We start from the raw sequence: 13,660 nt of genomic DNA on the forward strand, positions 1-13,660 counted from the left end.
TGCGTCTAACACAATTTTTGTCGATATACTAGATGTAGACGCACTGCGGTGCGTCTCTACAGAAAATCTTTGTAACTATTTCAATTCGGCTTCAAAAGGTGATGCTGCCAAATTTTCTTTATTGTATAAATTCGCATTATCAGGGTTATCGGCCCAAGCATAACGAACTTTTACAGGATTTCGAATATCATTATTCCAAACAATAATTTTATCTCCTTCGATAGTGGCTTTTGCCCAAACAAACTTTCCATCTGAACCCGCAACAGCAAAGCCATTTAGAATATTGCCTCCTTTGCTCATTAAACCAGAACCAACTGATTTAAAACTCAAAATAAGCTGCTCGTCTTTTTGTTTCATTGAATCAAAAATTGGTCCCGAAGCAACTAATTTTCTTTCGCCATAAACCAATTTTCTCGCCTGAAGCGCCAATCTTTTTCCAACATCATATTTGTTTAACGGATGAATATCATTCCATTCTCCTAAATCTATCGTAACCGCCAATCCTGTATTTTCAATTTTTAATAAATTGCTTTGCTGTTGTCTCAATGCTGCCCAACTGCTTTCTACTGGTTCCGATTTTGGATCCATGTAATTGGTTAGCTGAACGATTAAAAACGGTAATTTTTCTTGATTGAGTTGCGCGCGCCAAGTTTCTATAAGCGTTTTCATCAAATCGAAATATTCTGATGGTTTTTTCGTATTCGATTCGCCTTGATACCATAAAACGCCTTTTAAAGAATAGTTTTTTAAAGGTGCAATCATTGCATTATAAAGTCCGACTGGTTTCCATCTCACAAAAGTCTGCCCCGGAAGTGGTTGCATTTTTGAGCCTAATTTGTATTTCCAATCTCCTTTTAAATCAATAGTTTTACTTCCAATTATTAATTCATAAGGTTTATCGGTTACAAAACCTCCTCTTCCCGAATTATTAATTACTCGAACCGTAATTTCATTTTTTCCTTCTTTTAAAATATTCGCATTAAAAGAATAAATTCTTGGCGGATATTGATACGAAGTTGTTCCAATAAAATTACCGTTTACAAAAACAGAATCGGCATCGACAATTCTTCCTAAAATCAATTTTGCTTGATTTTCTTTTACTTTTTCTAAAACAAATTCTTTTTTAAACCAAACAGAACCATTTGTGTTTCCAAGTGCATTATCTGCCCAATAACCTGGAATTTTCATTGTTTTCCAATCTGAAATATCGATTGTGTTTTTCCAATTATTCTTTAATCCTAAATCTGTATTATTCAATAATTTGTACCAATCTGAACTTACTTTTCGGTCGTTTGCATCAATTTCTTTTTCAAGTTTTCCGTCTTTAAACTTTAAATATTCCTGCTCATAATCTGGAAACTTTTTAATTCCTTCCTCGTTAATCCAAGATTCAGCTGGAGAACCGCCCAAAGCACTATTTATTAATCCGATTGGAATCTGATATTTTTCGTAAATTTCTGTAGCAAAAAAATACCCCACTCCTGAAAATTGTAAAACACTGTTTGGGTTCACTGAGATCCATTCGCCTGACGAAAAATCATTTCTTTCTTTTTCAAAATAATATTCATCTGGAACTAAAAATTGCCTGATATTCGAATTCTCCGATTTTGCAATTACATCTTTGTATTTCTCTTTTAGTCGATCCATCGGAAGTTCCATATTGGACTGACCTGAACAAAGCCAAACATCTCCAAAAAGAATATTTTTTAGAACGATTGTATTTGTTGCTTTTAAAGTGATTTCATAAGGTCCGCCCGCTTTTTGTGATGGAAGTTGAATAAGCCATTTCCCTTCTTCGGAGGTTGTTGTGGTATATTTTTTTCCTTTAAAATCAAGTTCAATATTTTCGTTTGCCGAAGCCCAACCCCAAATATTGACTTTAGTGTCGCGCTGTAAAACCATTCCGTCGCTGATTAATCGCGGCAATTTTATTTGCGCATTGATGCTGAAGGTTATTAGAAATGCTAGTAATATTTTTTTCATTGTATTGTGTTTTTTTGCCACGTTTTTTTTCGCCACGAATTTCACGAATTGGCACTAATTCATACTTTGTCTATAACATTAGAATCTCACGAATTTTTTAATTTGTGAAATTAATGACAACTGCAAAAAAATTAGTGCCAATTCGTGAAATTCGTGGCAAAAAAACTACTCATAAGTATATAATTTTATTTTTTGAATTTCGTAATCGCCAACTGAAATTCTTAAATGTCTTCCTTGATGCGTTTGATCTCCGTTAAAATGTCTTATGGTTTTCCAAATATTATTTTCAAATCTGCCTTGATCTGTTTTCAAAATTCCTGCATTTAAGTTTTCTTTTAAAGGCTTAAAAGTGACCACAATTCCTGAACCCGAAATATAAAATTCATCTTTAGCAATTTCGATAATAATGGCGCTAGACATTGGCCAAACCTCCGCTTTTGCTCCATCAGACCAATTTAAAGTATAATCATGTTTGAAAGTGAATTCGTAATCACCCATTTTTATAATCTGAGTATTATTTTCTTTGTCTAACAAAACACCATCGATTTTCCCTTGTCCTTTATAAGTTTCAATAGTAGGAGTTAATTGCTGAATCAAATCGTAAATTTTGCCCAAAGGTTCTTTTTTTGCGTCGGCAACTGATTCTATAGAAAATGGAGAAAAGCCAATCGCTTCGTAATGTCCAATTGCATACAAACCTTTGAATGGCGCTGTTTCATCAAAACGATGTTCTGGTATAAATAATGGATCTCCTTGACGCGTAAATAAATCATTCCATTGCTTAAAAGACGGATTGTAAAAATCGGGCGCTAAAAAATCGATGGAATTTCCTGCTGCTTTCCAAACATCCATAATATGCGGCAACGGACCTGCGCTCGGATATTGTCCTGGTTTTTTTTCTGGAGCGTTTAAAGCGGCATTAACAAACATTGGAATCGGATAAACGTCTTTTCCTGCTTTTGCAATTTTATTGGTAAATGCTGAAAAATACCAAGCCATGAAAATTTCGTCTGTATGAAGTCCTTTTCCAAAAATTTCTTCCCAATTTCCTTTGGTTTTGAATCCGTTTTTCTTCCAGATTTCTAAAAATTCTGGAACCAGTTTATCTTTATTTTTTTGAAGATGTTGCAATAATTCTTTTGGAACTTCTTTTTTGAAAGCTTCATTTGCCAATGGATGATAATCGCGTGCAGTAGGCAACATTCCTATTTCATTTTCAACCTGAATCATGATAACAGTTTGCTCTTTTTGATCAAAATCTTTAATGTGAGACATCAATTTCTTGAACGCAATCAAATCGGCTTGCAGATTGTTTTCGCTAAAAGGCGTTAAAATTTCATGACTTTTATTTTTATCGTCTTTAACTCGCGGATATTTTTTCTGATTTAATTTTATCCAAGCTGGCGCGTGACTTGACATGCTATTTTTCCAAGAGCCAAACCAAAGAAAAACCAATTTCAAATTTTCTTTTCGAGCGCGAATAATTAAATCATCAACCAAAGCAAAATCAAATTTTCCTTCTTCGGGTTCAATCAATTCCCAATAAATTGGCGTGAGAACAGTATTGAGATTCATGTCTGTCAATTTTGGCCAAATCGCTTCCATGCTTTCCATACTTGTTGCTGAGGAATTTCCTAATTCACCGCCTCGTATTAAAAATGGTTTTTGATTGACAATCAACTGCATTTTATTTCCTTTCTGCTGAAGATTTGGGATATTTTGACAGAAGCCAAAATACGTTGAAAATAAAGCAATTAGAAGAAACTTATTCTTTAGAAATTTAAACATATGTTTTATTTTAATAGTAAAACTAAACAAAGCAGCTTTGTCAAAGTTTAAAACTTTGACAAAGCTTTTTTGCTACTCAACAGATTTTAATTATTAAGGTTTTACTAACTCACCCGAAAATCCTAAACTTACATCTTTTCCTGCAAGACCATCTGCGGTACCTTTATATGCGTGTTTACGAACATAATTAGCATCCCAAAGATTTGGAGATTCGTTTGGAAGCCAGTATTCATGTTCTTTTGCGTTATCAGAAACACCCCAAATTGTGATTCCATATTGCTGAGGTACAGGAATATATTTTTTGTACATATCAATAACGTATTGATACATTTCTGCTTGCGAAGCCTGTTGTGCAACTGTTGGTGTAGCAGTTCCTAATCGAATATCTAACTCAGAAATTTTAATCAATTTTCCTGATGCCGCCAATTTTTGGAACATCTGAACAATTTTATCTTTATCTGTAGTTAAACCAATATGCATTTGCGTTCCGATTCCATCAACTGTTGCGCCTTTGCTTTCTATATATTTTACATATTCAATCAATCCGTCGCATTTGTCTAGTCTCGATTCTAAATTGTAATCGTTAATGAAAAGTTTATCGGTTGCGTTTCCGTACTGACGTGCCAATTTGAAAGCTGTTACAGCGTAATCTTTTCCAAGATATTTAACCCATGAGAAATAATCTGTTGCGGTATCGCCTTCAGTTCCATTTCTAAGAGTTCCATCTTCCTTCATCGGCTCATTTACAACATCCCAAGCAAAAACACCAGTTTTGTAATGCGTCATCATTTTCGAAATCCAATCGGTCATGGCATCGCCAATAATTTTGGTTTTCTCAGCATCTGTTTTATCAATTGTAACTGGAGCAGTAGCGCCACCGCCAGAAGATGTTCCGTCGGTCACTAAAACATTATCAATGTAGTATGTTCCTGCTGCACCTCCTAAATCAAAACCAAAACCAGTCTCACCACCTTTTGCTGTGATTTTCCATTCTATCAGTTTCCATGCAGTAGTTGTAGCCTGATCTCCTTGATAACTTGCCAAAGTTCCAGGTGTAGTTGAACATCTTACAGAACCAGCCGCTTCAGAGCGAATCATATAAGAAATCGTATAGCTTTTTCCTGCTACAAGTGCAGAAGTGAAAGTTGTTTGAATTTGAGTTCTCCATTGCTCAGTTGCAGTACTTGTAGCATTTACCACTTTCATTGATCCGCTTCCCTCATAAACATTTGCAGTTCCTGTTCCTGCGCTTAATGCATCTGCCGCTCCATTTGCTCTCGTCCAACCTGTAATACCTGAATTAAAAGTTCCGTTAGAAACTAAATTAACTGGCCCAGTTGCAGCATCAAGATCTACTACGGCAAGTGTATTAGCGTCAATCAAATACGTTACATTTGGAAGATATCCTAAATCTAAATTAAACTGAAACGTTGTGCTTCCTGTTTTGAAATCGCCTGGAGCCAATTTAATTTTAACTTGCTGCCAAGATGAAGTTGTTGCAAATGCTTCTGTCCAAGTTCCACCAGTTGCAAACCAATCTTTGTAAGGATATTGATTGGTTAAAGAGGCATTGAATGAAATACGTCCTTTTCCTGCAACATCAGATTTAATATAAAATGAAATCTCATAATTATGTCCTGCCACGATTGGCACGTTTGGCGAAGTTAACTGAAGACTGTAAGCTGCTGCAGATGTAGCGCTAGAAGCCAGTTGAATTGCTGCCGAAGTACTTGTAAGACCAGAATTGGCTACAGTAGTAATTCCTTTTCCTGGATTATTTCTAGACCAGCCTGTAAAAGTTCCGTTTTTAATAGGCGTCAAATCTAAAATATTTGTTCCGCTAGAACCTGGAATTACTGTTGGGGCAATTATTCCATTTAAATAACTTGCATTTTGGTTGGAATGCCAGATTAAAGTATGTCCAAAAACTTTTAGACCAGCACTTTTTGTAGCGGCGATAAATGCGTCAACATTGGTAAAATTGATTTCTCCTTTTGAATTTACCATTGCGCCGTGTTTCATTTCGTAACCCGGCGTTACCTCATCAAAGTTTTCATTTACAATTTTTCTATAATTAGCATCGCTCATGTACAAACTGATTCCGATTCCGTTTCCTAAAGAAAAATCCGAATATACTTTTAATGGCTCATAACGGCTTATTTTTTCAACTAAAGCTAAAGGAAGCTCCGCTCCTGTTATTTCTCCATGTTCTGGGTCTTTTCCCCACTCCATCAAATTATCATCGCATGATGACAAAATCATTAGTGATGAAGCAATTATTGGTATGATAAATTTATATTTCATTTTGTGGTTGTGTTAGTTAAAATCATTGTAAACTGGTGTATCTAATGGCACAATTCTCCAGTTGTCTGTGTAGACTCTTACAGAAGTTGCTTTTGAAGGGAATTCTACTGCGCTATCTGTTCCTAGAACGTCTTTCATTTTTACATCAGTATTTTCAAACCAAATTCCAAAATTTTGATACGTTGCTGCTTCGCGGTAAGCCAAAACAGTTTCGAATGTCGCCGCTTCTTTAGACCATTGGTAAAATTTATTTAACGGAATAGTTACCGTTACCCAGCCTGTAGTTTGAAAAGCTACAGATTTTCCATCAACAAGCCACGGAATGTAATTGTAAACTCCACCAGCCCATGTACCTGCATTAAAATTATTGATTGTACATATTTTTAAGTAACCTGAATCTTTCCATGCATCGGGAACATAGATATCAAACTGAAACGCTACTTTATCAAGAGGTGTATTAGTCGGAATAAAAGGAGTCAATTGTGTTCTCCAATTATCTACTCCAGTTCCCGCTGTCCAAGCTTCTGTTGCTCTTCCTGTTGCTGCAGCAATAGAAGCAAGACGTGCCGGACGATGCGGTACGTATTTACCGTGTGAAGCATTTCCTATACCAACTGCCGCTGATTCAAGATCTGCAGGTGCAATCATACCCGGAATTGTAGCAGTACTCCAAGATCCTTGAGTTCCTCTTCCATCAAAATCTAAAATAATGCCTCTTTTGCAGTTAAAATATGCAGGAGAATAAACGCCTCCGTTTGAAGTTTGAACAAATAATGAACCTCCATTATCTGAAACACCATTTGGAACTGTAACAATAAAGAATTCTCCATCTTCATCAGATGTAATTCCAGATGTCACTTCAACATTTCCTGGGAAAACAACTTTACTTACTTCTGTTAAACCACTTCCAGATACAACAATAATTTCTCCTGCATTTGGCATTGTATTAGAAATACCTGAAATAGCTGGTTTTCCTGAACGAATTTCGAAAGGGAAAGTAAATTCATTAGAATCATTTACAAAACGAATTGTATTTCTAACCGATGGATCGGCATCTAAAATTGGCGTATCGGCAGAAACATTGACCAACATTGAGTTATCAGATACAAAAACCACATTAAAATAAGTCGAATATCCGTTGATATAAACTTTCTTTAAACCTGAAAATCCTGAACCTTCAATACGTAGTAGCTGTCCTAAACGTGCAAAAGTAACTTCTCTATCTGGCACAGTCGAATTTACATCTTCTAAAAATACCTTTGTAATCGTAATTGCTCGTCCTTCTGAATCGTTATTGTCGCAGGAAGTAAACAGCATACCGAAAACCATCATGCTTAAAAGTGCGATGGGCGCCCAATACTTTTTATTTAAAATATATTTCATATTTATGTCTTTTAGTTTTTTATTTATGAAACTAGAATAAGTCTTTTATTTTCTCTTCTGTAAACTGATACGGAACAGGACTTTCTCTTAATAATGGATTCTGAACTAACTCAGATTCTGGATAAGGAAGTGTAAAAATTGTCGCATCGATTACACCAATAGCTCGCGGACTGCTGCTTCTTGCCGGGTCGATAGAAACAGTATTAGTTGCAGCATCATAAAGAATAGGCTGAATTACTCCTCTATCTTGTCCAGTTATATAGTTAATTACTTCTTGTTGTTTGTAATAAGCTCTTCTTACCAAATCATACCAATATTGTCCTTCCATAGCCAACTCGACTCTTCTTTCATGTTTAATATCTGCATATGTTAAAGATGTTTTTGGAGTAAGACCTGCACGTGTACGCAATTTGTTTATTCCTTCTAAAGCTAATGCATCTGAAGTTGAAGTATTGTTTCCTAAAGCCGCCTCTGCATAATTTAAATACACTTCAGCCAAACGTAACATATTGGTATTCAAAGAAGAATTCATACGAGTAATTTTTGAATTGTCTTTGGTAGATCCAACAACTCCTTTCTTTACGTTTACAAATTCTTTGCTATGATTAACTGTATAACCTCCATTTGACTTATTAATTTCTGGATAAAAATCATCATCAGCCATCCATGTCGCTCTACGGCGAAGGTCTTTTGATTCGTATTCTTTTAAGACATCATACGAAGCTCTTGTCCAATATCCCCAAGCAGCATCATCTCCTGTAATATCAGATCCTAATGCAAAATAAGCCTGTTGTGTATTGTTAACTCCATAATCTCCGTTTGGAACCCATTGTAAAGCAAACATTGATTCTGGATTATTGTTATTGTCAATCATAAATATATCTTCATAGTTGGCCATTAAACTATATGGACCAGAAGTCATTACTTTTTCAGCTGCTTTTTTTGCTAAATCAAGATATTCTTGGCTACGTGTACCGCTGTTTGGATTATCGCTGATTCCTGAAAATGACAAGTAAACGCGAGATAACATTCCGAATGCGCTGTATCTTGTTAAACGTCCAGCTTGGCCAGCAGTTTCTGGAAGATATTTAGCCGCAAATTCTAAATCACGCATAGAAAATTCGTAAACATCTTTCAGCGGATTTTTATTTACAATTGGATTTTTCACCAATTCTCTCGGATCTGTAGAAATAATTACATCACCCCATAACGAAGCTAAATACCAGTATGCTGTTCCTCTCATAAAACGAGCTTCTGCAATGTATTTGTTTTTAACAGCATCACTTAACGGACTACCAGAAATACCGATAATAACGTTATTTGATTGTTGTACAACATTATACAATGATCCCCAAGCTGAAACTAAAGGTCCTGTTAAACCTGTTTCTGTTAAATCGGTAAAAGGATAAACGTAATCTGAAAAAGGTGCATACATATTTGCGCCTCTACCGTCTCCTAAACCATAGTAGAATTTATCATTAAAATCGAACCAAACTTTATTGTATAATGGTCCAGTAGCAGCCTGAAAATCAGACTCTGTTTTATAAAAGTTTTCTTTTGTAATGACATCATTTGGTTCAACGTCTAAAAGATCGCTGCAACTCGTCCAAACAAATGGCAATGCAATAATTAAAGCCGTGTAAAATATTTTCTTTGTTTTCATTGTGCGTTTTTTAGAAATTAACAGTTAATCCAAGCGTAGTTACCATAGGTGAAGGATAACGTCCGTTATCAATACCATTTAAAAGTTGGTTTTGATTGATTGCACCAACCTCTGGGTCATATCCTTTATATTTCGTAAAAGTCAAAACATTCTGCATATTTGAGTATACTTTAATGTTTGAGATTCCGTATTTAGAATATAAATCTTTTGGAAGATTGTATCCGATTGAAATATTTTTAAGTCTAACGAAAGATCCGTCTTCAACAAATCTGTTGCTCAAACGATAGTTAGAAGCCGAAGATGCTGATGAAGCTCCGATTCTTGGCATGTATGGATCACCGCCTACAATCTGAACGTTACGATAATCGTTTGGCCCATTCGGATCAATTAACTCTAATTGAGCATATCCTAAAGCTGATTTCAATAAATTGGTATTTTCACGAGGATTTTCTAACCAACGTCTTTGATAATTTAAAACATCATTTCCATAAGATCCAGTGAACATAATAGCTACATCAAAACCTTTGAATGAAAAATTATTTGTAAAACCAAAAGTAAAGTCTGGGTTTGGGTCTCCGATATAACCAGCATCTTTCTCGTTGATTACACCATCTTTATTTACATCTTCAAACATATAATCTCCAATCCAAACGCCGTTTTCGCCAATTGCCATTCCTTCTGGCAATGCAGTTGGTTTTACAGTTCCTGTTGCATCTTTGTAATAGAAATCGGTTGCTTTTTCAAAACGTCCAATTACTTTGTAGCCATAAAATTGCCCTAAAGTTTGGCCTACAGCACTACGAGTAACAACTGTTACATCTGAACCTTGCTGTAAAGTCTGGTCATAAACTCCTGATTCTGAATTCAATTTCAATACTTTAAATCTATTCATTGTAATATTGAAATTTGTTTTCCAAAGAAAATCTTTATGCTCCATATTGATTGTATTGATAGAAAACTCAAAACCTTTATTTTCTAAAGAACCAATATTTGCATAAGGCGGAGCTGTAGATCCTTGTCCTGTTGTACCTACGTAAGCTGGAAGTGATAATCTTAATAATAAATCATCTGTTTTTTTGTAATAAACATCTGTTGTAATTTCAATTCTATTATTGAAAAATCCAAAATCTAAACCGATGTTAGTTTGGTTAGATTTTTCCCATCTTAAATCTGGATTCGCTGTATTGGTTGCAATCTGACCACTTCCCCAATTGGTTGCTGAGGTTCCGTAAACAGAAGTATATGCATTATTTGGTACACTTGAATTTCCTGTAATTCCCCATCCTGCACGTAATTTCAGATTATTAATTACTGCGTTGTCTTTTAAGAATCCTTCGTTTGAAATTTTCCATGCTAAAGAAGCAGATGGAAACCAATCCCATTTATTTCCTTCAGCAAATTGCGAAGACCCGTCTCTTCTGATTGTTCCTGTTAGAATATATCTGTCATTATAAGTATAAACTAATCTTCCTAAATATGAGCTAAGAGAATTTGTAGAACTGGCATTTGAGTTTCTAGCTGTTGTAGGATCTCCTGCATTTAAATCGGTTGCACCATTTGTTAAATAACCAGAACGGTAGCCATATAAATTTTCCCAATTTCTTTCCTGAAGCTCTTGAGTAAACATTGCATTAACATTATGTTTTCCGAATACTTTATTATAAGTAAGAGTATTAGTCCAAATCCAGTTTTCGCTGTTAGATTTTGTTCTTGATCCTTCTCTAACTTCATTAGATAATGCTCCAAAAGTATAAGATGGATTAAAAGTATATCTATTTCCGAAGCCTAAATCTAAAGAGTATTGTGTTCTAAGTTTTAAATCTTTTGTAAAACTAATTTCTGCATAAGCATTTCCTCTAAATCCGTAATCTTTTCCATAATTATCTTTCAACATAGCAATTCCAAGTGGATTTGTTTGAACAAATTCCGTTGTATCTGGACCATCAAAACTTCCATCGGCATTTCGTGCCGCCACACTTGGAGTTTGTTTTAAAGCTGTTAAAATCACTCCATCATCGTTAACCGTCGTTACCTGATTAGTTTTAGATAAATTCATGTTTACACCAACTTTCAGCCATTTTTTAACTTGAGAATCGATAACACCTCGAAGCGTTAGACGATCAAAAGAAGATCCTATTACAGTTCCCTCCTGATCAAAATAAGACATTCCCAATGCATAAGTTGTATTATCAGAACCTCCAGAAGCAGATAAATTATAACTTTGAATTAAACCCACTTGAAACAATTCGTCCTGCCAGTTTGTTCCTTCTCCTAATAATTCAGGACGTATGAAATAAGGGTCTCTCTGTACAATTCCTAAATCGGCACGTGTGTTTTTAAGCGTTCCATATTCGCTAAGATTTAAAACCTGCAATTGTTTTGGCATTTGCTGCCATCCAACATAACTGTCAAAATTTAAGGTTAAGTCTCCTTTTTTACCAGTTTTGGTTGTAACGATAATTACTCCATTTGCAGCTCTAGAACCATAAATTGCTGTTGCAGAAGCATCTTTTAAAATATCTATAGAAGCAATATCGTTCGGGTTAATACCTGCAAGCGGATTTATATTTAACGAACCTGAATTACCATCTATAATTACACCATCAATTACATAAATTGGCTCGTTAGAACCTGTAATAGAACTGATACCACGTATACGTACAGAAGAACTTCCTCCAGGAGTACCACTATTTTGCTGAATTTGTACACCCGCTGCTCTACCTTGTAAAACTTGATCAATAGTTGTAGCAACAGATTGTGTAACCGCCGAACTTGATATAGAAGAAATAGCTCCTGTTAAATCTGCTCTTTTTGCTGTTCCGTATCCGATAACTACGACTTCTTTCAAATCGTTTAAGTTTTCTTCTAGCAAAGCATCAATTTTAGTTTTATTGTTTACTGCAATTTCATACGGTTTGTAACCGATGAAACTAAAAACCAAAGTACTGTTTGCAGGAATGGCTGTTAAGGTATAAGTTCCATCAAAATTAGATACTGTACTTGTTTTGGTTCCCTTTACAATAATATTCACACCTGGTATTGGTCCGCTAGCATCAGATACAGTACCCGAAACTGTAATTTGTGCATTTACTGCAGCAGAAAACACCAGCATGAGAATTAAGAACCCTAAATTCTTAAAGTATTTAGATCTGCTTTTAGTAATTAAAAAGTTAGTCATAAATAATTGGTTTAATTAGTTAATAGTATGGTTTAGTTAGTTTCTTGTCTATCGAGTTATTTATCATTTTTATTTATCACAAATTCAAACGATTCTTACCCTTATTGTCAAAACAAATATATGTAAAAAACAACAACACACAATCGGTTGCGTTAATTTTTTTTATCAATTTCAAAAAAACATCGTTTAAAAAAAACATTTTATATATTTTAAATCAAAAAATATTGAATAATTATCAAAAACAATATTCCTTACAGCGAAAACGTTAGAGATAATAAATCGTTTGTATCAAATTCTTAAAAAAAACATAAAAAGTTAAAATTTAAAATTTTTCCAAATTTAACTAAAACGTTATCGTAAAATGATAAAATTGGCATTAAAAGTAAATACAAGCTCATCCCTTGCAAAATAAGGCACTAAGTCAGTTATCTTCTCAAAATCAACCGACTAGCCTTAAAAGAATATATTTCTTACAAAGCATTGAAAGAAACAATCGGTTGTTTATATTTCACAAAAAATCCCCTCAAAATTACTTGAGGGGATTTTTAAATTATCGTAAAAATGGACGTTCGAGATTTTATAAATTCATCTTTTTAGCATCTTCGACAAATTGTTTTAAACCAATATCGGTTAGAGGATGTTTCAGCAACCCTTTTATTGCAGAAAGTGGTCCTGTCATCACATCTGAACCAATTTTTGCACAGTTAATAATATGCATAGTATGTCTTACAGAAGCAGAAAGTATTTGAGTTTGATAATTATAGTTATCGTAGATTTCTCTGATCTCAGCGATTAAATGCATTCCGTCTGTAGAAACGTCGTCTAATCTTCCTAAAAATGGAGACACATAAGTTGCTCCCGCTTTGGCAGCCAATAAAGCTTGTCCAGCAGAAAATACCAAAGTTACATTGGTACGAATTCCTTTTGAAGAAAAATATTTGCAGGCCTTTACACCGTCGCCAATCATAGGCAGTTTTACTACGATTTGGGGATGCAAAGCCGCAAGTTCTTCTCCTTCTCTGACCATTCCTTCAAAGTCTGTTGAGATCACCTCAGCCGAAACATCGCCGTCTACAATATTACAAATAGCTAAATAATGGTTGAGGATATTTTGTTTTCCTGTAATGCCTTCTTTTGCCATCAAAGACGGATTGGTGGTTACGCCGTCTAAAACGCCTAAAGCCTGCGCTTCTTCAATATCCTGAAGATTAGCAGTGTCAATAAAAAATTTCATAAGTTTTTTGGTTTGATTAGTTGTTATAAATAATTATTTATCTCGAATGGATCGCATAGTTTGTCATTTCGACGAAGGAGAAATGACAAGAGTGAGCGTAAAAAAACTTTGTCAAAGTTTAAAACTT

The 13,660-nt window shown here is 34.7% G+C and carries 7 protein-coding genes; all 7 read right to left on the reverse strand.

The features are described from left to right. Window positions 1–75 precede the first annotated feature (75 nt). On the reverse strand, window positions 76–1,983 hold the full coding sequence (locus tag HNP35_RS23495) for a sialate O-acetylesterase (RefSeq protein ID WP_184168148.1): 1,908 nt from the start codon (window positions 1,981–1,983) through the stop codon (window positions 76–78). A gap of 165 nt (window positions 1,984–2,148) precedes the next feature. Next, window positions 2,149–3,771: a DUF5597 domain-containing protein gene (locus HNP35_RS23500; RefSeq protein ID WP_184168149.1), complete on the reverse strand. Its 1,623-nt coding sequence runs from the start codon at window positions 3,769–3,771 to the stop codon at window positions 2,149–2,151. A 93-nt stretch (window positions 3,772–3,864) separates the two neighbouring features. Continuing rightward, on the reverse strand, window positions 3,865–6,075 hold the full coding sequence (locus HNP35_RS23505; protein ID WP_184168151.1) for an endo-1,4-beta-xylanase: 2,211 nt from the start codon (window positions 6,073–6,075) through the stop codon (window positions 3,865–3,867). A 12-nt stretch (window positions 6,076–6,087) separates the two neighbouring features. Continuing rightward, window positions 6,088–7,458, reverse strand: coding sequence for a glycan-binding surface protein (locus HNP35_RS23510; RefSeq protein ID WP_184168153.1), 1,371 nt, complete (start codon window positions 7,456–7,458; stop codon window positions 6,088–6,090). A gap of 31 nt (window positions 7,459–7,489) precedes the next feature. After that, on the reverse strand, window positions 7,490–9,121 hold the full coding sequence (locus HNP35_RS23515; protein WP_184168155.1) for a RagB/SusD family nutrient uptake outer membrane protein: 1,632 nt from the start codon (window positions 9,119–9,121) through the stop codon (window positions 7,490–7,492). Between the two features lie 10 nt (window positions 9,122–9,131). Next, complete coding sequence (locus tag HNP35_RS23520; RefSeq protein ID WP_184168157.1) at window positions 9,132–12,299, reverse strand: SusC/RagA family TonB-linked outer membrane protein; 3,168 nt, start codon at window positions 12,297–12,299, stop codon at window positions 9,132–9,134. Window positions 12,300–12,876: 577 nt separating this feature from the next. Beyond that, on the reverse strand, window positions 12,877–13,533 hold the full coding sequence (fsa, locus tag HNP35_RS23525) for a fructose-6-phosphate aldolase (protein ID WP_184168159.1): 657 nt from the start codon (window positions 13,531–13,533) through the stop codon (window positions 12,877–12,879). Window positions 13,534–13,660 lie beyond the last annotated feature (127 nt).

Origin of the sequence: Flavobacterium notoginsengisoli (genome assembly GCF_014207905.1) — a bacterium.
GTDB lineage: Bacteria > Bacteroidota > Bacteroidia > Flavobacteriales > Flavobacteriaceae > Flavobacterium > Flavobacterium notoginsengisoli_A.